A 23,433-nucleotide genomic window follows, 5' to 3' on the forward strand; every position below is an offset into this window, starting at 1 on the left:
CTTTATTCACTGCGGCAGATAGGTAAACTCACAAATCCCCATATTGTCATTAGTGCAAGTTATATCTAATGTTATTCCGGTTTTTTCGGCTGCAGTTTTACTTGCAGCCAAACAAAACAGGCCACAATTTTTAACTCCTTTCTCAGCAAGAAGTTTGCTTAAACTGCAGTCGTAACTGCGCACTTTCAATGTCCTGGTGGTTGCCTCCGTGACCGTCCAGGCATCTCGGGGACGCAGCGTAAGTATTCCCAATTCAATGTACCTCTCAAATACATGGGGAAAACGTATACCGGTTTGTTGGGCAACTTTTTCAATCATCGCAGCAGTCCGATCCTGAAATCTTTCAGAATCGGCTTCTCTGATTAAAATAGTCATAAATTTTGTTCCTTGAATAGACAAGGACTCTTCTCCGGCGTTAGTTATTTGATTAAGCATATTTTCCATCGAAAAATCTTTATTAACTTTATAAATCAATTCCTTAGGCATATCATAAACATAGTCTTGTCCCGGGTTTATCTTCAAACGTCGATTAGGTGCCACCTCGAAACTGGGGTTACCCTTGATTTTTTGCAAGGCCTTAAAATCCAAAGCCATACCATACTCCCTCCATCCTGAAATAGCTTAATGTACAACTAACGTTCTTTTAATTGAGCTGCTCGTTCTTCCCGAAACTTACGGGCTAATTGTTCACGAGGGACAAAGTTAAGCTGAACAGCATTTGCAGGGCATACCTTTACACAATCACCGCAACCAGAACACTTGTCATAATAGCGGCCAAAAATTTTATACTCCCGAGAATCGCTTTCCTGACCTTTCCATACTTTTGTAGGCCCACAGACAAAAACAACAGAAGGGCAGACACTTAAACACTTGCGACAATTTAAGGGATCTCGACATAAGGCATAGTCAATATTTATTTGAGCAATCATTTAACTCCCTCCATTACCAATTTTCTGCTAATCCGGGCATACTTTGCCGATCAAGCAATTGTATAGCACCGCTTGGGCAGGCAGTCACACAAAGCCCGCATCCAAAACATTGGTCCAAATCGATATAAGCTTTACTTGTATAAACTTCCAGGTTTAGAGCTTTAAATTGGCAACGCCCTAAACAGCTTTTACATCCCGTGCATTTTTCCCGATCAACCTTGGCTACAAAATGCCCCTTTAATAAAAACTTAAAGTCGTAGTCTATTCTATTCCGAACTGCTACACAACCCGGATATTCACATTGGCATAATCCGCCAATGTAGGGCGTACCAAAAACGTCAACAGTTTGAACACGTCCTTCTTTGTGATTCATCATTGCCCATTCTTTTGCTTCAGCGGGAGTAACAAATTCTACACCACCTCGATAGGTTTCAGGCCAGCGCTCCCATTTATACATACCGGGGCCTATCCCCATACAGGTAAAGTTTTCTTCATCAGGCATACCTCGTTGTACACGGCGACACCCACAAGTCATTTTAGCCAAAGGGTAGGCCGTATCTAAAATCTGCAAATATTCGTCCAAGGTAACTACCTGTCCAAAATGTGTTTGATAAGCCTGCTCCAAAGCTTCCCGCTTAATTTCATTTTCCCATTCTCTGTCTCCACTGATCCTCGCTTTCACTAATTCAGCCACCACACCTGCTCCCATTCCCGCAGCTTGGGGGTCTGCATCTGCCCCTGCAGCCTCTTTACCTTCTTTGCGAATTTTATAAAGGCGGCGAGCGAAATTTTCTGGATTAAGATACCACTTCCCGCCCTTACCATATTTTTCACATACCCAACACATTTAGAAATCCTCCTTTTCGCTTAAACTACACATTTCCTCCCCAGTCAATCGAATTAACCATCTACAATGGGATTGTTTGCAATTTATATGCCAACAGTTTAGCTTCACCAAATGACTTAAACTCTTTATTGGCAAGGCCATAAACATCTGTTCGAGAATTATTTGTTTTATTCAGGTACACTATGTTTACTTGCTAAACACATTTCGTTTAAATCATACCCCTATCACTTCTGGTCACGGGCTGTCCGTTCTTTTAAAATTTTTTTCTGATTGTTGACGTATATCTGAGCTTTAGAACGTCTAATCAGTAGTAAGGCGGTGATAAATATTTGCAGGATAACGAATTAATTACCGGCATTCTGAACGGAAATGCAGGGCTATTTGCAGATCTCGTTGAACGTTATCAAACAGGAGTATACCGGACCGCTTATTACTACACTCAAAGCGTTGAGGAGGCCCAGGACATCACTCAGGAAATTTTCCTCAAAGCCTTTAACAGCCTTCCCAGATTCAAACAAAGCTCGGCTTTTTCTACATGGCTTTACCGAATCGCCGTTAACCATTGCCTTGATTGGTCTCGAAAAAAAAAGCCGCTCTTTATAGAGCCAGCTTCTTTAGAAAGTCGCTTTGATAAAAGTGTAGGTCCGGAAGAAATACTTCTTCGCCAGGAATCTTCCGTAGAGATTCAGGCAGCGGTTAGAAGTTTACAGGAGATCTACAGAACTGTACTTATTCTATACTACTTCCAAGACTTTAGTCCCCAGCAGATCGCAGATATATTGGATACCTCAAAAAGAACTATTGAAACCCGCTTGTTCCGAGCCCGCAAAATGCTGAAAGAAAAATTAAGGCTCTCAGTATTAGGAGGTGATGGTCATGACTTGTTATCTGAACAAGGATGATTGGCACAGTTATTATCAGAAAAGTTTAGATAGGCAAACGCTTGATGAGATGAACAGCCACCTGGCCCAGTGCTCTGAATGTCAAAATACTCTTTGGCAAATTCAAGAAACTGCCAAACTTTTAGCAAAGGGAAGAATCAATCTCAACCCTCCACCGGACCTCAAGCTCAACATCATGGAGGCCATTAATAGAAGCAGATATCAAGCAGACTCTAACAAAGAACCTCCTCAAAAAGAAACGGCCTCATCCCATCATTTTGAACTAAGAAATTGGGGCTTCAGTATGATGGCAGCTGGATTTCTTCTTTTCGCCTTGAACCTATCGTCCTTATCTCCCAATTTGATGACCACTCAAGTTACTCAATTAGATAGTGGATTTAGTAAGCAAATAATACTTCCTTTTACCAGAATGAATCAGCTGGCCCACACTCTTCTTATAAAAATAGATGTTTTAACAGACTCTCAAATTAAAAGAAACCAATAACCCGAAGGAGGCCTAATCTTAATGAAATGTAAATATCACCCTACTGCAGAAGCCCAAGCTCTTTGTGAAAAATGCAGAAACCCCATATGTTCAGAGTGTACTCTTCAAATAGATGGCAAAAACCTCTGCTATCACTGTATTCAAACAAATCTCTTCTCCGAATTGCCGCAAGAACACAAGTCATCCTTTACCGAGAAATTTTTATTTTTCTGTACAAGTCTGATTCCTGGTGCGGCGCATATGCAAATGGGGCTCATGCGGCGCGGTTTGCAGCTAATGATCCTCGCCTTGGGAGTAATCGTCATAGCAACTTATATTGATTTAGAGCTTTTTATCCCCTTGATTCTCATACCTACTTGGTTCTTTAGTTTCTTTGAAAGTCATAGTCTAAAACGAAGAAGAGCGGAAGGTCAATTACTGCTTGATCAAGATCTCTTTGAGCAGCAGATGTTTGATTACTCGCTGCTGTTTAAGAACCGCCGCATCTTAGGAATCATTATCACAGTCCTTGGGTTTCTTAGTCTCTTGCAAATTATAGAAAGATCTGATTTTGTACGTTTATTATTTAGGAATTGGAGTTATTACTATATGTTTAAAAGCAGCCTAATCCCCATTTTGCTTATCCTCTCCGGTATCTATCTCATTGTTAAAGCAAGGCAAAGCCATAAGACAAGTACTAATAACATCTCTAACGATCAATGACCATAGAGCCACATTCATGTCTTCACACTCTTACCCTATTTTTTGGCAATTCAGGATGGCCTAAAAATTGGACCTGGTTAACTATCTATCCCAAGAAAGTTAGCCAGGTCCCTCATTTTATTTACTAATATATTTCACCCTAATTTTGAGCTTAATTTAGGGTACAATCGTTTAGTACACTCTGGACAAATATCATGGGTAAACTCTGCTTCAGAGTGAGCTTCGATGTAAGTTTCAACGCGGTTCCAATAACCTTTATCATCCCGAATCTTTTTACAAGAGGCACAAATCGGGATTAAACCTTGCAATTCGCTGATCAAAGAGATGTCTTCGATAATAATCACAACGAAAGACTGATGCTTGTATTTGAATGGTGAAGCGCTTACAAATACTGAAGTTATTTCCCCCGAAAGAAACTCTAATTTACCCTTTGAACGCAGGGTTTTTCCCACCTTAACGGCTTCTAAGGCGATATTTCGGGTAAGGCACGATTGACAGAAGGGACCAAATCCACATCCTTTTTGATCATCTAGATGATGAATACATCCCAAAACCTCACCACAGCGTTGGCCCTGATAATCTCTTTGCTCTAACGTACAATTGGACAATGCCGCTTGGTTCATCGCATGTACTTCTAAATTTGAATCTAATACTAAGGCCAACTGAGGAATTGCATCAAAGAAGACTCGAGAAAACCCTTTATTCGCCAACAAATTTACCACAATGCATCTCTCCTTTCACAGCCCTTAAACTACTTCCAACCAACATTGAGAGATAATTTTAAAATATTCGACTAATTATCATATTTTCCTATTGATATTTCACGATAACAGAAAAAATTATCCACTTATTCTCTTCAAGCCTCATTTGCTTTAAGCCATTAGGATGAGCGCTGTCAGAAGTGAACCCGTTCAGCTAAAGCTGAACATCGGGGCTTCCCACTTGTAGAAGCGAAAACCTTACGATTGAATAAAAAAAACTCCGTTTCAGGAGTTATAGGCTAAAGTTCGCCGGAACTCTGCAACAGAGAGATTTAGAGCTGTCTTATTTAATTCTGCGCAATTTTGTTTGTCTTTTCAAAGGATATATTTTTGCGGCTTTCTTGACCTTTTTTCTTTCTGCTCGACGACGCGAATATCTCGACCAACAAGCAAAAAGCAAAACAATTCCTATCGCGATTGCCAACTCTATATACTTCATAGTCATCACCTTTAAGATGAAATCTTCATCAGTATTAATGCCTAATTCTTGACTAATCAAACTGAACAGCCGCACCTATTGTTCCCGGTCCGGTATGGACACCGACAACAGATCCAACCTGTGTGAAAACCGTTGTTTGAAGTTGACATACATTTTCTAAGGCTTCTTTTAGGTAATGGCCAGCTTGTTCAGCCGCTCCATGCGCAACAGCCAGTCGGATTTGTTTTCTCCCCTTCGCTAAATCCTGAAAAGCTTGGACAACACACTCAAGAGATTTTTTCTGGCTGTGGGCCTTAGCATAAGTATGATAGACTCCATCGTCTCCCACTCGAATAATCGGCTTTAGGTTTAAAAGAGATCCCATAAAGCCTTGGACTCTGCCAATTCTACCACCTTTTTGCAGATATTCTAAGGTATTTAACGTAAAAAGTGTTTCGATATTTTTCCTGACTTTCTCCAGATTATTAACAATCCACCCAGTATCATATCCATCTTTGATGTTTCGTGCAGCCTCGATTAACATTAAACCCATACCGAGACTAATGGTTTTGGAGTCTACGAGATGTATCTTTTCTCTGAACTTTTCTTTAGCCAGGTTCGCCACGTTAAATGTCCCGCTTAAAGCAGAAGAGATGTGTATGGAAATAATCTCTTGATATTCTTCCAGTAACCTACTATACATTCGTCGAAATACTTCGGGTGACGGTTGAGAGGTTTGGGGAAGCTTTTCTTCTATAGTTAAGCGCCGATAAAACTCATCGCTGGAAAGTTCATCATCTAAAAACTCCTGATCACCAAAGTTAACCTTCAAGGGGATGACGTGAATGTCATACTCTTTAGTTAGTTCCTCGGTCAGGTCGGCCGTACTGTCAGTGACCAGTGCGATCCTCTTCATTTAAAATCCTCCGTCTATTTTATTATTATTCTTTTCAAGATATCACTTAATTCGCCTTATCGTCACTATTCTCCTTCAACGGGATATGCATTTTATTTAATTATTTAATACTGTTTTCCGCAAACAAGAACGTTTTTGGCCTTCTTAGCTTAGGAGTGAGAGGCAAACACTATGGTTATAACTAACTTGGTTAATTTAACGAACTAATAATGTTTAGAGAGAGCTTAATTTTGAGAGGTTTTTGGCCCGATGTCCCTTTTTGAGCTTACCTAATTGCCTAAATAAAGTCCTTGACTACTCAGAATAGAGAACACTATAATAGACTTAAGAAATTAAATTTACTAAGTCAATTTTGTGAAAAAACTAATTAAAGGGAGGATTCTAATGAAAAAACTTCTTCCAGCGATGCTCGCCGGAGCCATGCTCTTTTTAGCCGGCTGCGGTGCAGGCTCAACCCCAACGACAAGTTCAAGTTCATCAGGCACCTCAGACAAACAGCCCACGATCGGTGTCGCTATCTACAAGTTTGATGACACGTTCATGACTGGTGTCCGGAATGCCATTTCCAATGCTGCTCAAGGGAAAGCCACTGTTGACATCGTAGATAGTCAAAACTCCCAGCCAACGCAAAATGATAAAGTAGACCTCTTTATAAATAAGAAAGTCAATGCTCTAGCAATAAATCCTGTGGACCTCACCGCTGCCGGGGTTATTATCGATAAGGCTAAAGCCGCAAACACACCTGTTGTCTTTTTTAATCGCGAACCTCAGACTAATGATATGAACAAATGGGACAAAGTATATTATGTTGGTGCCAAAGCCGAAGAATCCGGCATCATGCAAGGACAAATTCTCGTAGATTATTGGAAGGCCCATCCGGAAATGGACAAAAACAAGGACGGAGTGATGGATATTGTTATGCTCCAGGGTGAACCTGGACACCAAGATGCCATTGCCCGTAGCAAATATTCGGTAAAAGCGATCGAAGATGCCGGAATCAAAGTGAACATACTTGCTCAGGACACCGCAATGTGGGATCGTTCTAAAGCTCAGGACAAAATGGCTGCTTTCTTAGGTTCTCAAGGAGATAAAATCGAAGCCGTTCTTGCTAATAACGATGACATGGCTTTAGGTGCTATTGAAGCATTGAAAGCCAAAGGTTACTTCACAAATAATAAATATATGCCGGTCGTCGGTGTCGATGCAACAGCTCCCGGCCTGCAGGCACTGAAAGATGGAACTCTTTTAGGAACTGTTTTAAATGATGCCAAGAATCAAGGCGCGGCGACCCTTAACCTGGCAGCTGCCCTCGCTAAAGGATTGACTCCCAGCAAAGAAAATACAGGATACGATATTACTGACGGCAAATATGTGTGGGTTCCTTACAAAAAAATTACCAAGGCTAATATGGCAGACGCCCAATAATGCTCTTCTCCGAAAACCATTGGGCTCAATTATTCCATTGTATAAAGCAAGGGGGCAATGTTTCACGATTCCCCCTTGCTTCTTTAGATTTTCCATCTACAAAACTACGTTATATATCCATATATCTTTGGGAAGGACGGATCACAGGAGGGTAAAAATGCCTGAAAATGAATTCTTACTGCAAATGAAAAATATTTCCAAAGAGTTTCCCGGCGTTAAGGCGCTCGACAATGTCACCCTGCAAGTTCGCCCCGGAACGGTACACTCCCTAATGGGTGAAAACGGTGCCGGAAAATCAACTCTGATGAAATGTTTGTTTGGGATCTATAAGCCGGACGCAGGAGAAATCCTCTTAAACGGAAAAACCATTGAAATTGAAAATTCCAGAGTTGCTCTCGATCATGGAATCTCGATGATTCATCAAGAACTTCATCCTGTACCCCGCAGAAGTGTGATGGAGAATCTCTGGCTCGGCCGTTTTCCCCTCACCAAGATAGGACCCCTGAAGTTAATAGATGATAAGCGAATGTACGAAGACTCAATGGCCATATTTAAAGACCTGGAAATGGATTTGGACCCCCACGTGCTTGTGGGCTCTTTATCCGTCTCCAAAATTCAATCAATTGAGATCGCTAAAGCAGTATCCAATCAAGCAAAAGTGATTGTCATGGATGAACCCACTTCCTCATTAACCGGAAATGAGGTAGAACAACTCTTTAAGATTATCCGTTCTTTGAAGAAAAGAGGAGTTTCTATCATCTACATTTCTCATAAAATCGAAGAAATCCTGGAGATTTCTGATGAAGTAACGATTATGCGTGATGGTCAGCGTATTGGCTCTTGGCCTGCCTCCGAGTTAACGACTAATCTTATTATTTCCAAAATGGTGGGACGGGATTTAGCTCAGCGATATCCTGAACGTCATCATGCCCCGGGAGAAACAGTACTGCGTGTTGAAGGCCTAACATCACCCTTTCCCAAAGGATTCAAAGATGTGTCCTTCGATTTACGTCAAGGAGAAATCTTAGGCATTGGAGGGCTTGTCGGAGCTCAACGCACAGAATTGATCGAAGCCCTATTTGGCTTAAGAACGGTCTCTTCCGGAAAGATCTTTGTCAAAGGAAAACACATAAAAATAAAATCACCTATCGATGCCAAAAAACACAAAATTGCCTTACTTACGGAAGAGCGGCGGTCAACTGGAATTTTCCCCGTTCTTCCAATTGTAGAAAATACAGTGATGGCCAACATGAATCGGTATATCAGTCCCTATTTTTTGCTAAAGCAACAAGCGATGAGCCAGGACGTCCAGCATAGTATTGACCAGATGCGCATAAAAACTCCCTCTGCGAAGACGCAAATCAAGAACCTCTCAGGAGGAAATCAGCAAAAAGTATTGATCGCAAGATGGCTCCTAACTGAACCGGAAATTCTCATGCTTGACGAACCGACACGGGGAATTGACGTTGGTGCTAAGTTCGAAATCTATTCTATTATTACTGAATTAGTCCAACAAGGGAAAAGCATCATCATGATTTCTTCAGAGATGCCTGAACTTATCGGCATGTCAGACAGAATTATGGTCATGTGCGAAGGCCGAATGTCCGGTATTTTGGAAGGAGAAAACAAAACTGAAGAAGACATCATGCACCTCGCAACAAAGTTTATGGTTTGACTGGAGGTCTGTAAATGACGACAAAGGATGTCAGTTCAAAGAAAATTGGTAGTTTCTTTTTTCAGTATGCAATTTATTTTGTCCTTGTGATTCTTATTCTAGGTATTACGGTCATTGATCCAAGCTTCCTGTCCCTCAGCAGCTTTAGAGATATTTTATTACAGTCCTCCACCCGTGCAATTATTGCTTTAGGTGCGGCTTTTGTTCTAATCACAGGGGGAGTTGATCTTTCAGCCGGGCGCATGGTGGGATTTGCTGCTGTTTTGTCCGCTTCGATGCTGCAAATCCAAGAATATTCTCACCGCTTTTACCCCGGGATGCCTAATCTGCCTTTATTAGTACCTGTTTTAATTGCTATCTTTGCCGGACTTCTTGTTGGTATAATTAACGGCGCTATTATTGCATGGTTTAGCGTCCCTCCCTTCATTGCCACCTTAGGTTCAATGGTTGCTGTGTATGGACTAAACTCCCTTTACTTTGATATGAAACCCAACCAATCCCAGCCCATCGGTGGTTTAAGACAGGATTTTACCACCAACTTGGGAAGCGGTTATATTGGAACCGGCGTTTACTCGATCCCCTACATTGTTATCATAGCCCTCATCGTTGCCTTAATTGTGTGGATCATCTTCAACAAAACTCGTCTTGGCAAAAGCATGTATGCCATAGGCGGAAATATTCAAGCTGCTATTGTTTCCGGCATTAACGTCAAACGAGTCTTGCTCTATGTTTATGCCATCGCCGGAGCCCTTTATGGCTTGGCTGGAGTCATGGAAGCCGCCAGAACAGGCGGCGCCACGAATAATTACGGAAATATGTATGAGTTAGATGCCATTGCTGCCTGTGTTGTGGGCGGAGTATCTACTGCCGGCGGGATAGGTACTGTACCTGGAGTCCTCGTAGGAGTTCTTATTTTTGGAGTCATCAACTACGGGCTTACCTATATCGGAGTTAGCCCCTACTGGCAGCTCATTATTAAAGGCTTGATCATCATAGCTGCTGTTGCCTTTGACATACGAAAGTATCTAACAAAAAAATAATACTTAAGGTTCTTAGTGACAAGCTGGTTAATTAAGTTGGTAAACTCGTTCAGCTAAAGCCGCACATCGGGACTTCGGTGACGGAAGTGTCCTGTGGACACTTCCGCCGAAAGCGCCTAGCCCATAACAAATGCTACCGCGCTGAAGGATGGACTCTTACCCACCAAAACAAGGTATAGAACCACTCCTACTTGTAGAAGTGAGAGTCTTACGATTGGATAAAGAGAGTAAAATTGATAAGAGGCCGTTGCACACGAATTATTAGTCCGTGAAGCAATGGCCTCTTGTGATAATTCCATATTTATTTCCCATCAACATATTAGCTATTAACCTAGTAATTCACAGCATCTCCCAGACCTGTAGGCGTAAACAGTTTGTATAAGACCAGAGTGAAAGCCCCTATTGGAATCGAGTTGCTCCCTAACTCTGAGATAGCAATCTTCACGGTATTGGCTGGTTTGGTCAAAGCTCTTTTTTCAAGAGTATCAATCAAAGGATTAAGCAGATAATGTTCCGCTCTGGATACCCCTCCGCTCAGTATGATCAATGCAGGATTTAATAAATTAATAAGATTGGCAAGCCCAATACCCAAATAACGTCCAGTATCCCCTAACACTTCGGCAGCTACAAGATCACCATATCGGGCCGCCTTGCAGAGCATTTCACCACTAATCTCATCTAAATCCCCCTGAACCCACTCTTCCAGAATTGACTCTTTTCCTAAGCGAATGGCTTGCTGAGCTCTTCGAGCCAAGGCAGCACCGCCAACCAAAGTTTCCAAACAACCATAATTTCCACAGCTGCATTTCGGCCCGTTACTGTCAATAGTGGTATGCCCAATTTCTCCAGCCGTAAAGGAGGAACCCCGATAAAGCTTATTATCAATAATAATACCCGCTCCAACTCCAGTTCCAATATGCACACAAATAAAATTCTGAATACCCAGGCCCTTGCCGAACCAGCTTTCTCCTAAAGCTTGAGCCCGCACATCGTTTTCCACTTCTACCGGCAGCTGAAATCGATTTTCCAAGAATGATTTAATCGGGAGATTGCGTAAATTCAGATGAGGGGCAAACAAAGAAAGACCCTGCTCAGGATCTACCAATCCGTGCATACCAACCCCGATACCCAAGAATGATTCTTTCTGCCGATGAGTATTGTCCATAACATTCTGCACCGCTTTTTCCAGGGTCTGAAGAAACTGTTCGCGAGTTTGATTTGCCGCATACCTGGTTTCAAACTCTTCGATAATATGACCATCAAGGTTTGCTGTCACTGCCTTTAAACGTTTTGCTCCAGCGTAAACTCCGATAACATAAAAGGCAGAGGAATTTATCCTAAGCAAAATAGGTTTCCGCCCTCCCGTAGATTCACCTAGAGTCCCCTCAATAACGAGCTTAGACTCAATTAACTCACTCACGAGATTGGTCACTGTCGGGGGAGTTAACTTTGTCAGCTTGGCAATTCTGGCTCGAGAGATAGGACCATACTGCCTGACAACATTGAGAATCGTTGATTTATTCAGGGACTTCATTCCTTGAAAACTTCCAACAGGAATTGATTTACTCACTTTATCCTCCCCTCCTTTTCTCAATCTGTTTTCTAGCGAATGAGGATATCCGGCCGTTCATAGAGTTTTCCGTTTTTTTCAATCTGGAGATAATTCCATGTTCCTGTATGAGTTAAAAACTCGTTCCCATGGTCAGTAACCAGGAGAGTATCTTCGGACTTCAAACCCTTTAGCGATGGATTCCAGGCAAACGCTTGATCACAATGTACTACCCCCGGGGACTCTAAGTTTGCTAAAAACTCCCGAGAAGCATATCCCGTCGGCCCGCCTTGATGAAGATAACGCCAATCACCCGCATAACCCCATTGTTCATAGGCTTCAATGCCCTGTCGAAATACTTCTCTGATCGGCACTCCCGGCCTCGTAGCCAGATTAAAGGCCAGATCAATTTCCGCTAAGACCTTTCTTGTCTTCTGCAAGTCCTGCCCAAGAGCTCCAAAATGAACAAAGCGAGTTGCATTAGCGACTAAGCCCCATTTTTCTCCGCAAAGGACGAGCATGGCATATCGTTCCAGCTTTTTCTCTGTTGGAAGGGGATGGCGATAGGAAAAAATACGCTGATCGGCAGCCACTAGTAGAACGGGAGTCTGGATACCAAAGCCGGCAACTTTGGCAATAAGCGCTGAATAAATTTCAAATTCAGTCATACCCGGCATAATCTCTCGGCAAGTTTCTTCCAGCGCTTTAGCAACTCTCAAGGATAACCAACGGTAACGATCGATCTCATCCGACTCTAAAACAAAGCTTAGTTCAGCTAGTTCCCTGGCGATATTCCGGCCCTGGATATTAGCCAAAGATTCAGCGGGAACATCCATACCTATTGCCTTTCCCTGGCACAACTTGCCGATCGTCTCTTCCGTTCCCTCATACCACTCCGAAGTGATCCACTCCCAAGGGAACTCGGCTAATTCTTCTTCCAGCAAACGAGCGTGCTCCATCTTAGTAGTTATACAATAAACCGTATCTTTAAATATCAGGACATCGGCTGCACCAAGTTCCGTAGAGGTAACAATGAAGTTTCTTTTCCCATTCGTCAGCCAGGAAAAGCTTCGGCGCTGACGAAGAAGAACTCCATCTAAGTTCATTGCCGACATAAGAGTGCGGATTTTTGCCAACTTCCGGGCAACCCTTTTCATTTTCCATACCCCTTCGGATGATTTTTATGCCAATTCCAAGCGGTTTGTAAAATATGCTCCAAACTATTGAATTGCGGTTTCCACTCCAGCTCTTGTTGAGCCTTTTTTGATGAAGCAATGAGTACGGCAGGGTCTCCTGCCCGCCGCGGTGCGATTTTTAGGGGAATCGGATGTCCCGTTACCTCTCGGGCTTTTTCTACGACCTGCTTGACGGAAAAGCCCTCCCCATTGCCTAAATTATAAATAGCGCTTTCGTCAGTTCGTCTGAGCTTTTGCAGCGCTAACCAGTGAGCATTGGCCAGGTCAGAAACGTGGATATAATCGCGAATACAGGTTCCATCAGCTGTAGGATAATCATCGCCAAAAACAGCCAGTTGTTCTCGCTGCCCTAGAGCCACCTGTAAAATAATCGGGATCAAATGGCTTTCCGGTTGATGATCTTCCCCAATATGCCCGTTGGGATGAGCGCCTGCCGCATTAAAATATCTTAAGGCGACAAACTCAACCCCATAGGCTTGGTCACACCATTTCAACATCTTTTCAATAGCTAATTTGGTCTCACCATAGGGATTGGTGGGTTCTTTGCGGTCTGTTTCGCGAATAGGGATCGATTCCGGCTCTCCATAGGTGGCTGCAGTAGAAGAAAAGACAATCCTTTTAACTCCATGTTTAACCATTCCTGCCAAAAGATTTTGAGCAGTAATCACATTATTATCATAATATTTCAGGGGATCTTGAACGCTTTCCCCAACTAAGGAATCAGCCGCAAAGTGAATTACAGCCTCAACCTTATTCTCGGAAAATACCCGATCAAGGAGTTGCTGATCACGAATGTCCCCTTCATAAAACTTACCGGTCATGACAGCCTCACGGTGCCCCTTCTGAAGATTATCAAGGACAATGACCTCTTCACCTTTTGCCAAAAATTCCACAACGGTATGGCTTCCAATATAGCCAGCCCCGCCGGTTACTAATATTGACATCTTTCAACCTCCTTTAAAGTTCCCGTGCGCCATCACCGCAATCACAGACATAAAACTCCGGTATCAAACCTGTTCTGGCGCTATAGTTCTTGGTAACCTGAAATTTGAAATCCTTAACAGCACCCTGATGAACCAAGCTTACAGTGCACCCGCCAAAGCCGGCCCCAGTCATTCTCGTCCCGATACACCCCGGAACTTTTCTTGCCTCTTCAAACAGAGCGTCCAATTCCGCTCCCGTCACTTCAAAAAAATCTCGCAGTGATACGTGAGACTGAATCATAAGCTTGCCGAATTCTGTGAGGTCCCCCATTTGCAGAGCTTGGGCGGAAGCTATCGTTCTAGCATTTTCTCGGACAATATGTTCCAGACGTTTTTTAACTTTGAAAGATTCTATTGCTTCCCGAACAGCTTTCCATTGTTCCGTTGTCAGATTTCCTAAGGAACTAAATTCAGGAAGAAGCATTTGAAGTTTCTTAATTCCTTCCTCACATTCCAGCCTTCTTTGATTATAGTTCGATTCGGTCAGGCTGCGTTGTTTCTTGGAATTCGTGATCACCAGCTGATAATCTCCTAAGGACAAAGGAACATATCGATACTCTAAGGTATCGCATTTTAAGAGAATAGCCTGTCCGGCTTTCCCCATGCCCGAAGCAAACTGATCCATAATGCCGCAATTTACTCCCACGAATTGATTCTCGGCACGTTGTGCCAGCTGAGTCAAATCAATTAAAGCACATTCCAAGCCTTCAACAGCTTTTACCGCTATGGCCGTTGCCATTTCAAGGGATGCCGAGGAGGATAATCCGGCTCCTTTAGGTATATTCCCTGCAAATAAAATATCGCAGCCGGATAATTTGATCCCCAATTTCTTGAATTCTGCCAAAACACCTTTAGGATAGTTTGCCCAGCTATCTTGCCGATTAATAATCTCGTCGGCATTGAATTCGACCTTTTCCGGAAAGCTCGTCGAGGCCAGACGAAACATTCCATCTTGTCTGTGCCGTACTACCGCCCAAGTACCATAGGCCAAAGCAGCAGGCAAGACATAACCGCCCGTAAAATCCGTGTGTTCTCCGATCAAGTTCACTCGGCCCGGTGCAAAGAATATCCGGCAATCATTACCGGCACTGCCAAACTGGTGACTAAAGTTTTGGAGTAAGGTACTTAAGGACATTTGCCGGCACACCCTTCTTTTTGCAGATACGCTTGAAAGACCCTACGCAAATGTTCTGACGTTTCCTCAACAGATTGAGGATTCGCCGGGGCCCAAGCCCCCATTTCTGAAGAGGCATAATATTTTATTTTTCCTGCATCTCTCAAGGGTGTATAAAACTCAATATGAAAGTGATAAAATTCCCGAGCGGCGGAATCATGTACAGGGCGCTGATGAATTACCATCATATAGGGGAATAGGCGATTGAACAATGTATCCATAGCCCCGGTCATATATTTTAGCATCTCGGCCAGACTTCGCTTTTCCCCTCGGGAAAAATCGCTCAAAGCAGTTTTATGGCTTTTGCTGACAATAAATAAACCGTAGGGATAATCGGTAAAGAAGGGAATATAGGCGAGGAAATGTTCATTTTCATAGATAATACGCTTTTTAAAAGCTAATTCAGCGTTATTCAGATCGCAAATCAAACATGATCCCTTCGCAGTATGATACCTGCGGCAGTTTTCCAATTCCGTTCGAATCTTAAGTGGAATCCATGAATAAGCATAGATCTGTCCATGCGGGTGAGGCATCGTCACACCACATTCTTCACCCCGGTTTTCAAAGATCATAATATATTGATGGTTTGCTTCTTGGCTTAAAGCTACGAATCGCTCTGTCCATAAATCAATCAGCTTTTCGATATGTTCCAATGAAAGCTCCGGCAATGTTGTTGTATGATTAGGCGAATAGAGAATTACCTCACATTTTCCTAAGGCTTTTTCTGTCCGAAACAGGGAAGTCGCCACCGGATCCGGCTCCGGCGGGTCTGCCATTAAAGCAGGAAAATCGTTATCATATTTCAAAACATCATAGTGTTCCGGAACTCTACCTGACCCCGGACAAAAGGGACATTCCCCCCTCGGCATGTTCGGCCTGTTTTGTCTGTTTGACGCTACCATTGTCCAGTCCCCTAACAAGGGATTATAACGCAATTCAGTCATTACCAAACTCCCTTATTCACAAAAACTAAAACTATCTTCTGCCAGCCATTTCTTTTATTATAATATATTAAATTAAATTAATTAAGTAATTTGTCCAAAATATAACGCCAAAAGTCAATAAATTAAAAGGATACCAGATTAATCCCGTTAATCCGCGAAAACTTTCTTTTACTTCCAGTTATTGCTACGCGATCAAAAAATAAGCGAGAGAGCCTGAGGAAGATACTCCCCGAAGCTTCTCGCTAATCACAATAGCCCTTATGCCGCAGCTTCATGATATGCTCTTGCAAAATAGTCTCCAAATTGATTCCATATTGTTCCTCAAGAACAAACATCATGGTAACAGCAGTTTGAGCCACATCAACCAACTCACGAGCTACTCGTTGCATGGCTTCCTCTTCTTCGAGACGTTGTCGTTCACCGCTTAGTCCTCTGAATTTACCAATTGCTTGGGCAAGTTCTCCAGATTCCTCCATAATCTTTAACGCCGTACTCTCCAAAGAGGGGCTCAAGCGATTCAAGCGCGGCAGGGTCACAGTTTTGGTGGCACATTGTTCTTTCCCCGATTTATGATCCATTTCACTCTCGCACCTCCCCGCCATCAATCCCTTTGTTAATTATTATACCATTCTTCTGGAATGAACGCATTAGCTCTACCTAAGGTTCTTTGTCGACAGCAAATTATCATGTCATTTGCTGTCGAAGCAAAGCAATTTCAGACATAATTACTCTTACTGCTGTTTCAGCATTTCTAAAAAGACCTTCTCCGGAGTAACAGGCAAATGATGAACTTGAACTCCGACTGCATTATATACTGCATTGACGATCGCTGGAGACGGTGTATTAGCCACAACCTCTCCAATAGACTTCGCTCCGAAGGGACCTGACGGTTCATAACTTTCTTCAAAAGCAATGCGAACGTTTCCGACGTCTTGGCGGCAGGGAATCTTATATTGCATAAAGGTATTCGTCTCCATTTTGCCCAAGTTACTGTATCGAACTTCTTCGAAAAGAGCCATACCTATTCCTTGGACAATTCCTCCCTCAGCTTGAATTCGAGCCAAGTTAGGATTAATCATCGTCCCGCAATCCACAACGGCAACATAGTCGATTAAATCAACTTTGCCTGTTTCCACATCTACTTCCACTTCTGCAAATCCTGCCACATAAGGAGGCGGAGAAATTTGACTGCCATGGGTTGCCATTGCTGCCAACTGAAGATTTCCCATCCCTAAAATCGTTTGTTCGGCAATTTTAGCGAGACTGATCTCTCCCTCTCCGCCAATCCTGCGCACAGAAAGTTCTTCAAAAATAACGTCCTCTTTAGAAACTCCCAAAAACTTAGCGCCTTGAGCTAAAATTTTACCTTTTAACTCTTCCGCAGCTTTAATAACCGCAGTGCCGGCTAAATAGGTTGTGCTTGAGGCATAGGAACCGGGATCAAAAGGAGAAGTGTCCGTATCCCCCGCACTGACGTAAATCTTGTCCAGAGGGACTTCTAAAACTTCAGCTGCCATTTGACTCAAGATCGTATCGCAGCCAGTTCCCATATCCGTTGCCCCAATAAGCAGGGCGAAGTTTCCATCATCAGTTAGGCGTATCTCAGCGGAAGCCGTGCCGATATTGGCTATTCCTGAGCCCTGCATAGTGATAGCCATACCAACTCCCCTGATCTTTGCTCCGCTCATCGTTTGGCGCGGAAATTTTTCCTTCCAGCCGACCATCTCTCGACCTTTTTTAATACAGCGGTCTAAGGCCGTGCTGCCAAGCTGAACCCCATGACCAGTCAGAAAGGTCTCGCCCTTTTGGCTGATATTCTTCAGGCGAATCTCCGTCGGATCTATGGCTAGACGTTCCGCGAGCTTATTAACCGCTGATTCTAAAGCGAAGGTTCCCTGTGTAGCACCATATCCCCGGAAAGCTCCGGCCGGCATTTTATTGGTGTAGACAGCGTTTCCCCGAATCCGAACAGCTTTCGTTTTATTGTACAGCGGCAGCGTATATTCCCCCACACAGCTTAAAACAGTAGAAGCATGCTCTCCATAAGCTCCAGTATCCGATAAAACTTCAAGATCAATTGCTCGAATAAATCCATCAGCATCAGCTCCCAGTCTTACTTTAATTCTCATGGCATGACGGCTGGTCGTACAACTAAAGGTTTCCTGGCGATCATAGATAATCATGGCCGGTTTGCCCGTTCTTAAAGTAACTAAAGCAGCAAAAACATCTCCGGCTCCCGTCTGCTTGCCCCCGAACCCGCCTCCGATTCTCGGCTTAATAACCCGAATCTTAGCTGCCGGAATCTGCAGGGCTCGTGCCAATTGTCTCTTTATATGAAAAGGTACCTGGGTGGAGCTGACCACCACTAACCTCCCCATATGATCCTGATAGGTAAAGGATCGATAGGTTTCCATCATGGCGTGGGCCTGGGCCTGAGGATAATAGACATCTTCTACAATGAACTCACAGTCTTTTAGGACTTTTTCGACATCTCCCACGGCTTGTTCATGGGAAGAAACGATATTCTGTTCTTTATGCAAACCGATATCAAAATTACAGGTTAAATCCTCTTCGAAGTGAACCACTGAAGGATGGCCTATGGCCTTCTCAAAATCCAAAACCGGCTCCAGCACCTCATACTCAACGTTGATCAGCTTCATTGCTTTCAGAGCTGTTTTTTCATCCACCGCAGCAATAATGGCAACTTCATCGCCGACATAACGAACAACATTCTCCAGAATCAAGCGGTCATAGGGTGAAGGTTCAGGGTAAGACTGTCCGGCTAAAGTGAAGCGCTCCTTGGGTACATCTTTATAAGTAAGAATGCACTCTACGCCCTCAACCAACTCTGCTTTCGACGTATCAATACTTATAATCTTGGCAAAAGCATGGGGACTCCTGAGAATTTTCAGGACCAGGGCCTGGGGCATGGCTAGATCCTCTGTATAAGCAGGTTTGCCCATAGCTATTGACAGACCATCAATTTTCGGAATACTGTGACCGACGTTCCTCAAACTTACCTCTTGCACTTACGCCACCCCCAGATAGGTTTTGACTGCTCGGAGCTGCCCCATATAGCCGGTACAGCGGCACAAGTTTCCGGTTAAATAGTGAATAATTTCATCTTCCGTAGGGTTGTCCAGCTCATTTTTCATAGCCAAAACATTCATAATAAACCCGGGACTGCAAAATCCGCATTGTTCTGCCCCTTCAGCGGTGAGTATATGGGCAAACTCCTCTGCAGCCTGAGCAACTCCTTCAATAGTTGTGATCTTTTTACCATGCGCCCGCATTGATAAAATAGAACAAGATAAAACCGGTTTGCCGTCCATCCAGACCGTACATAATCCGCAGCAGCTTGTATCACAAGCTTTCTTGACACTAAGAAACCCGTGTGCACGAAGAGTATCCGCTAAAAACTCGTCTTTTTCAATATCCCAAGTTACCGATTTATCATTAACGATTAATTCGATTTGCATTGTAAAACCTCCATAATCCCTCGTTTAACCAACACTTGGCAAAGAGCTTTACGATAACCGGCTGTTCCTCGGGTATTGGTTCCAAAGGATAACTCATCTGCAGCGATTTTTGCGGCCGCTTCTAATTCCTCAGCGCTTAAATGTCCTTGGCTTAAGGCTCTCGAAGCAGTTTCTGCAATCACTGCTCTTCCCGGTCTTGCCCCAACTGCAATGGTCCATTGATGATCAAGACTTGAAACGGCCACATTCAAAACTGCAAAATCACTGGCTGATTTTCTGAAACTGGAAAAAGCGGCTGATCTTTGGCTTTTCTCAATTCTGAGTTGAACTAAAATATCTTTTTCATAAGGCTTTTGTAAAAAATCTTGCAGGGGCATTCTGCCGCCATTATATAATTCGACCTCGGTGTCCAAGACTAACAAGGCTGTAAGGAGGTCGGAGAAACCGTATCTCGAATAGACCGAAGCCCCCACAGTAACACCATTTCTGAACTGTACGCCAATAATATTCCTTACCGATTGGGAAAGGATGCCGCCAAAGGCGTCTCTTGAAAGGGCATTTGTTTCCAGATCTCTGAGGGTCGCCATAGCTCCGATTGCAATAAACCCATTGTCTTCCCTTATATAATCAAGGTTCAGTCTTGAAAGATCGATGCCGGTTCCAATCCGCTTTTTACTCATCTTTAAAAAGGCACAACCGCCAAGAATCGTATTATTTTTTCTCTTCGCAAGAATCTCAAAGGCTTCCTCTAACTTATCTGGTTGTGCCATATCAAGTACTGTAAACACCTTGTCAGTCCCCCCTCGATCATTTACCATCTAACAATTTGCAAAACAAAACTCAGGTGAGCGATTTCAACTCAAATTCACTGAGAGAAACCTCGCCCGCCTGAGCTTAAAGCCAACGACTAATAACACTTGCCCTTCATCAAGACAATGCATCCGTTTGCCAGGTATTTCGCTCATAGTCGGACCATTTACGGCAGTCCGGTAGAAACTTGCAGACCCTATCTCTGCGACTATATGAACATATTTAATTATCACAAGGGCTATTCTACTAAAATTTTCGCAGCAGGTCAATATGTATTTCGAACGATCCCACAAAATCAGCAAGAATCGTTCGATCTTTGTTGGCGCTCATTGTAACTAGGCCACCGTAATGTTTCACTGTCTCAACCAACTATTTTAGTTATGAATACCTAACCTATGATAGACTAAATAAGAGTATCCAATGGGTACTAAAGCAATAATAGCTAAAATAAGAATAAAACCACGCCCATTGAAGGTTATCCCGGCAAGAGCCAAAAGGATGTTCAGAATTCCGCCAAAAACCCACAGTGGTGCCGCCAATCTATGTGTTTTTCGCCATACTTCTTCGTTGGCGAGAGTCCAAGGAGTTCTGATACCTACAAAATAATTATGCTTAAATCTGCCCATAACATTCCCTAATAAGATGAAGAGCAGTGATACCATAACCTGAATCAAAACCGGTTGATTCATAACCCTACCTGAGGCGATTAATAAGGTAATTAATTGCATCCCCAGAAAAAAAACAACAAGTAAATATTTGAGAAACTGATAGGTCGATTCAAAGGCACGATAATTTTTTCGTTTGGGGTCTATAAAAGGCAAGGCCACAAACATAATGTACAACGCTAAAATAATTACAGGAATTCCAAAGGTCCCAAACAATTTGCTGCCATAACCATTAACCTGGCCTTGGGCATTCCAGTGGATTGGAACTCTGTTCGGAAGTGATGGATAGAAATAAATACCCATAGCAAAGCCCAAAACAATCAGGATCAGGATCGGCCAATCTTTTTTTAACAAACTGCTAACGTTCTTCATCGTTGTTTCCTCCTTCATTGACATGACCGGCATTAAAAAACCAATTAACAACTTCTTGAAAAACTGTCGTATTTAATGAATAGTAAATGTTTTGCCCCTTACGTTCATCCGTCACTAACTGGGCCTGTTTTAAAGTACTAAGATGATGTGAAATGCTGGGTTTCGTCATATTAAATTGGTCCGCGATTTCACCTGCAGTCATATCATGTTCTTTGAGCAGCAAAATTATCTTCCGCCTTGTGGGATCTGCCAGTGCTTTAAATGGTAGGTTAAGCATTCCATCGCGCTCCTTCAATAAACCCCTTAGATATTTAGATAATTATCTAACTGTTGAAATGTATTATACTCTTTTATAAAAAAATGAAAAGGCTTTTTTCCCAATTACAAAAAAATAACGATATTGCTTGCATCACCCCGGATACAAGCAATATCGTTAGTCACTTCCCTGCGCAACTTTGTCAGCTTAACCGCCTTTTCAAGGGATAAATCACTCTGCTGGGTGAGAGTTAGAGCAAGCAGCCGAGTAAAAGCCGCTGAATCTTTAAATATTTCGCCTCAGCCTCATCCTCATCGCTAAACCATTCAATCCCCTTTTCAGCCGACTTAATGTTGTAAGTATGTATTAAACCATCAGCAAGTACCTCTTTACCCCAGGCCACGAAAAACTGGGCCGGTGAATTTACCGGATTCACACCTGTGCCAAAATATACAGACATCCCGTCTATTTCTGTGCTTTCCAAAATATTCGCCTTTGTTGTGCCACAAGGATTTCCCATAATTCTCCCTCCCCATATATTAGATTTGGACAAACGACTTAAATCTAAATACCCTTAAATACTGTTTAAAGAATGCTTAGCTGCCGCTTGAAGACACTGTCTTCTTACTTATCAGTATCTGGCGAAAAGCGGCAGATTAGTTGCACATAAGCATCTTTTTTATGATAGAATTTAGAGAAAAACTAGGCCTGTACTTGATTCTAAACGAGAGTGTTTATTCTCTAGCCTTAACCGCTTAATTAAGTAGGAATAATATGCTCTCGCATTTATTATAAGGGGGATTTAAATGTTTACTCAGGCTTACACACCTGAACAATCTGCCTTTGGCAAACTCGAAAACGGCCGCGATGTCTTAATTCTCTACGTTAAAGAATTCAAGGAAACGATTAGAGCCATAAATAAAGCCGGTTTATCAAATTATACATATCATTGGTTTGCGACAGAACACCAAGACTCTTACGTTCTTCAAATGGTATATACTGATGACTTACACATTGCCATACGTTTTAATACCCAACATTTTAAATTAGTTGCCCAGCTGATGGAACCTAAGGATGTAATTCTGACCGCCACCCCCCTATCCGAACTCATGGAAAATGCTCAAAAAAATTCCTATAACTTTCTGGAATTCAAGGATGTTCTGACATTCAGCCGGTTATCCTTTACGGTCCCCACTCCCGAGCATCCCAATTAAGCTTTGACGCTGCTATTTACGAAGAAGCCATATTTCTTTTTTAGATTGACATATTGTACTCTTGTAAATTCGCCAATAACTCCTGATGGGTTTCCAGCAGACCTTGGATTTTTTCTGCAGATATATTTTCTAAAGCTGACTGCATCGCTTTATAAGATGAAGCATTCTGACAAGATTTCTGTGCTAAATTTAACCCTTCCGGCGTAAGGGTTAAATTAATCTCCCGACGATCATTTTCACTTGTTTTTCTCGTAATAAGTTCAGCCTTAACAAGTTCTTCGACATTGACACTGACTGTGCTTTTAGACATTTGCAATTTTTCAGTGACCGCTTTAAGAGTGGCACTAGGCGTGGTATAGATCGTATTGATAATTCCCATTTGCTGGATCGTTAAACCCAAGCTCGAAGCATTTTGCTGAGTGAAGCTGACGAGTTTTTTACTGATTACCATAAACGATTGAACAACCTCGGCAGCGAGTTTAACCTTGCTACTAGAATTATCCATAAGGCACCTCCGTATAAAATAGTTCATCTGAAAATAGTCCTTTGCTGAACCATTTTATACAGAGGCTTTTTATTTGTCAATGATTCTTCCTCACCTCAATTAACTTTAACAAGTGTCTTATGCTAAAACATCAACTCACTAAATATTATTAATCTCAATAGTTAAAAGAAATGCTTTGCAAAATTTC

At 42.7% G+C, this 23,433-nt stretch carries 25 protein-coding genes and 1 riboswitch; of the genes, 7 read left to right on the forward strand and 18 right to left on the reverse strand.

From position 1 onward, the window contains the following. Nucleotides 1-6 precede the first annotated feature (6 nt). From B5Y67_RS13425 to B5Y67_RS13435, 3 genes are read right to left on the reverse strand one after another with little or no spacing between them, the layout of a single operon-like run. A complete protein-coding gene (locus B5Y67_RS13425; protein ID WP_088226944.1) occupies nucleotides 7-594 on the reverse strand; it encodes a hypothetical protein in 588 nt (195 codons plus the stop codon). A 38-nt stretch (nucleotides 595-632) separates the two neighbouring features. Then, complete coding sequence (locus tag B5Y67_RS13430; protein WP_088226945.1) at nucleotides 633-929, reverse strand: 4Fe-4S dicluster domain-containing protein; 297 nt, start codon at nucleotides 927-929, stop codon at nucleotides 633-635. A gap of 13 nt (nucleotides 930-942) precedes the next feature. Further along, a complete protein-coding gene (locus tag B5Y67_RS13435; RefSeq protein ID WP_088226946.1) occupies nucleotides 943-1,776 on the reverse strand; it encodes a 4Fe-4S binding protein in 834 nt (277 codons plus the stop codon). A gap of 329 nt (nucleotides 1,777-2,105) precedes the next feature. Here B5Y67_RS13435 and B5Y67_RS13440 point away from each other — a divergent pair, with 329 nt between their 5' ends. Genes B5Y67_RS13440 through B5Y67_RS13450 form a run of 3 tightly spaced genes read left to right on the forward strand, consistent with a single transcriptional unit; the run spans nucleotide 2,106 to nucleotide 3,864 of the window. Further along, entirely contained in the window at nucleotides 2,106-2,678 is a 573-nt protein-coding gene (locus B5Y67_RS13440) for a sigma-70 family RNA polymerase sigma factor (protein WP_088226947.1), read from the forward strand. Next, on the forward strand, nucleotides 2,653-3,162 hold the full coding sequence (locus B5Y67_RS13445) for a hypothetical protein (RefSeq protein ID WP_088226948.1): 510 nt from the start codon (nucleotides 2,653-2,655) through the stop codon (nucleotides 3,160-3,162). The genes B5Y67_RS13440 and B5Y67_RS13445 overlap by 26 nt, the downstream gene beginning before the upstream one ends. 21 nt (nucleotides 3,163-3,183) lie before the next feature. Continuing rightward, nucleotides 3,184-3,864, forward strand: a complete 681-nt coding sequence (locus B5Y67_RS13450; protein WP_088226949.1) for a hypothetical protein — start codon at nucleotides 3,184-3,186, stop codon at nucleotides 3,862-3,864. A 134-nt stretch (nucleotides 3,865-3,998) separates the two neighbouring features. Here the strand turns inward: B5Y67_RS13450 and B5Y67_RS13455 are convergent, their stop codons facing one another. Both B5Y67_RS13455 and B5Y67_RS13465 read right to left on the reverse strand, forming a co-directional pair. Further along, on the reverse strand, nucleotides 3,999-4,586 hold the full coding sequence (locus B5Y67_RS13455; RefSeq protein ID WP_088226950.1) for a hypothetical protein: 588 nt from the start codon (nucleotides 4,584-4,586) through the stop codon (nucleotides 3,999-4,001). Between the two features lie 530 nt (nucleotides 4,587-5,116). Next, on the reverse strand, nucleotides 5,117-5,959 hold the full coding sequence (locus tag B5Y67_RS13465) for a DegV family protein (protein WP_088226952.1): 843 nt from the start codon (nucleotides 5,957-5,959) through the stop codon (nucleotides 5,117-5,119). Between the two features lie 384 nt (nucleotides 5,960-6,343). Here B5Y67_RS13465 and B5Y67_RS13470 point away from each other — a divergent pair, with 384 nt between their 5' ends. The 3 genes from B5Y67_RS13470 to mglC all read left to right on the forward strand — a co-directional run bounded on the left by B5Y67_RS13470 (nucleotide 6,344) and on the right by mglC (nucleotide 10,099). After that, nucleotides 6,344-7,384, forward strand: coding sequence for a galactose ABC transporter substrate-binding protein (locus B5Y67_RS13470; RefSeq protein ID WP_088226953.1), 1,041 nt, complete (start codon nucleotides 6,344-6,346; stop codon nucleotides 7,382-7,384). 157 nt (nucleotides 7,385-7,541) lie between these two features. Next, nucleotides 7,542-9,059, forward strand: coding sequence for a sugar ABC transporter ATP-binding protein (locus tag B5Y67_RS13475; RefSeq protein ID WP_088226954.1), 1,518 nt, complete (start codon nucleotides 7,542-7,544; stop codon nucleotides 9,057-9,059). 14 nt (nucleotides 9,060-9,073) lie between these two features. Then, nucleotides 9,074-10,099, forward strand: coding sequence for a galactose/methyl galactoside ABC transporter permease MglC (gene mglC, locus B5Y67_RS13480; RefSeq protein WP_088226955.1), 1,026 nt, complete (start codon nucleotides 9,074-9,076; stop codon nucleotides 10,097-10,099). A gap of 331 nt (nucleotides 10,100-10,430) precedes the next feature. On the opposite strand, the gene B5Y67_RS13485 is transcribed toward mglC, so the two are convergent. The 12 genes from B5Y67_RS13485 to B5Y67_RS13540 form a co-directional block, all read right to left on the reverse strand. Continuing rightward, nucleotides 10,431-11,669, reverse strand: a complete 1,239-nt coding sequence (locus B5Y67_RS13485) for an ROK family transcriptional regulator (RefSeq protein ID WP_088226956.1) — start codon at nucleotides 11,667-11,669, stop codon at nucleotides 10,431-10,433. Between the two features lie 32 nt (nucleotides 11,670-11,701). Continuing rightward, nucleotides 11,702-12,805: a M24 family metallopeptidase gene (locus B5Y67_RS13490; protein ID WP_088226957.1), complete on the reverse strand. Its 1,104-nt coding sequence runs from the start codon at nucleotides 12,803-12,805 to the stop codon at nucleotides 11,702-11,704. After that, the gene (galE, locus tag B5Y67_RS13495) at nucleotides 12,802-13,788 is read right to left on the reverse strand and encodes a UDP-glucose 4-epimerase GalE (RefSeq protein ID WP_088226958.1); all 987 of its coding nucleotides are present in this window, start codon (nucleotides 13,786-13,788) and stop codon (nucleotides 12,802-12,804) included. Before galE ends, B5Y67_RS13490 begins: the two co-directional genes overlap by 4 nt. Nucleotides 13,789-13,801: 13 nt before the next feature. After that, nucleotides 13,802-14,962 carry a galactokinase gene (locus B5Y67_RS13500; protein ID WP_088226959.1) on the reverse strand — a complete coding sequence of 387 codons (1,161 nt, stop codon included), beginning with the start codon at nucleotides 14,960-14,962 and terminating at the stop codon, nucleotides 13,802-13,804. Beyond that, the gene (gene galT, locus B5Y67_RS13505; RefSeq protein WP_088226960.1) at nucleotides 14,953-15,945 is read right to left on the reverse strand and encodes a galactose-1-phosphate uridylyltransferase; all 993 of its coding nucleotides are present in this window, start codon (nucleotides 15,943-15,945) and stop codon (nucleotides 14,953-14,955) included. Before galT ends, B5Y67_RS13500 begins: the two co-directional genes overlap by 10 nt. 242 nt (nucleotides 15,946-16,187) lie before the next feature. After that, nucleotides 16,188-16,523 (reverse strand): MazG-like family protein, encoded by a 336-nt coding sequence (locus B5Y67_RS13510; protein ID WP_088226961.1) that lies wholly within the window; start codon nucleotides 16,521-16,523, stop codon nucleotides 16,188-16,190. Nucleotides 16,524-16,676: 153 nt separating this feature from the next. After that, the gene (locus tag B5Y67_RS13515; RefSeq protein ID WP_088227048.1) at nucleotides 16,677-18,959 is read right to left on the reverse strand and encodes a molybdopterin cofactor-binding domain-containing protein; all 2,283 of its coding nucleotides are present in this window, start codon (nucleotides 18,957-18,959) and stop codon (nucleotides 16,677-16,679) included. Between the two features lie 15 nt (nucleotides 18,960-18,974). Then, nucleotides 18,975-19,424 carry a 2Fe-2S iron-sulfur cluster-binding protein gene (locus B5Y67_RS13520; RefSeq protein WP_088226962.1) on the reverse strand — a complete coding sequence of 150 codons (450 nt, stop codon included), beginning with the start codon at nucleotides 19,422-19,424 and terminating at the stop codon, nucleotides 18,975-18,977. Further along, complete coding sequence (locus B5Y67_RS13525) at nucleotides 19,409-20,212, reverse strand: FAD binding domain-containing protein (protein WP_088226963.1); 804 nt, start codon at nucleotides 20,210-20,212, stop codon at nucleotides 19,409-19,411. Before B5Y67_RS13525 ends, B5Y67_RS13520 begins: the two co-directional genes overlap by 16 nt. Nucleotides 20,213-20,368: 156 nt before the next feature. Beyond that, nucleotides 20,369-20,470, reverse strand: a riboswitch (purine riboswitch). Nucleotides 20,471-20,608: 138 nt separating this feature from the next. Then, nucleotides 20,609-21,271 carry an SdpI family protein gene (locus B5Y67_RS13530; protein ID WP_088226964.1) on the reverse strand — a complete coding sequence of 221 codons (663 nt, stop codon included), beginning with the start codon at nucleotides 21,269-21,271 and terminating at the stop codon, nucleotides 20,609-20,611. Continuing rightward, nucleotides 21,258-21,548, reverse strand: a complete 291-nt coding sequence (locus B5Y67_RS13535) for an autorepressor SdpR family transcription factor (protein WP_088226965.1) — start codon at nucleotides 21,546-21,548, stop codon at nucleotides 21,258-21,260. The genes B5Y67_RS13530 and B5Y67_RS13535 overlap by 14 nt, the downstream gene beginning before the upstream one ends. Before the next feature lie 229 nt (nucleotides 21,549-21,777). After that, nucleotides 21,778-22,047 carry a hypothetical protein gene (locus B5Y67_RS13540; protein WP_088226966.1) on the reverse strand — a complete coding sequence of 90 codons (270 nt, stop codon included), beginning with the start codon at nucleotides 22,045-22,047 and terminating at the stop codon, nucleotides 21,778-21,780. Nucleotides 22,048-22,333: 286 nt separating this feature from the next. On the opposite strand from B5Y67_RS13540, the gene B5Y67_RS13545 reads away from it, so the two are divergent. After that, a complete protein-coding gene (locus tag B5Y67_RS13545; RefSeq protein ID WP_088226967.1) occupies nucleotides 22,334-22,741 on the forward strand; it encodes a hypothetical protein in 408 nt (135 codons plus the stop codon). Nucleotides 22,742-22,781: 40 nt separating this feature from the next. Here B5Y67_RS13545 and B5Y67_RS13550 read toward each other — a convergent pair whose 3' ends face one another. After that, a complete protein-coding gene (locus B5Y67_RS13550; protein ID WP_088226968.1) occupies nucleotides 22,782-23,246 on the reverse strand; it encodes a MarR family winged helix-turn-helix transcriptional regulator in 465 nt (154 codons plus the stop codon). Nucleotides 23,247-23,433 lie beyond the last annotated feature (187 nt).

This window comes from Desulfosporosinus sp. FKB (assembly GCF_002196705.1).
In the GTDB taxonomy this organism is placed as follows: Bacteria; Bacillota; Desulfitobacteriia; order Desulfitobacteriales; family Desulfitobacteriaceae; genus Desulfosporosinus.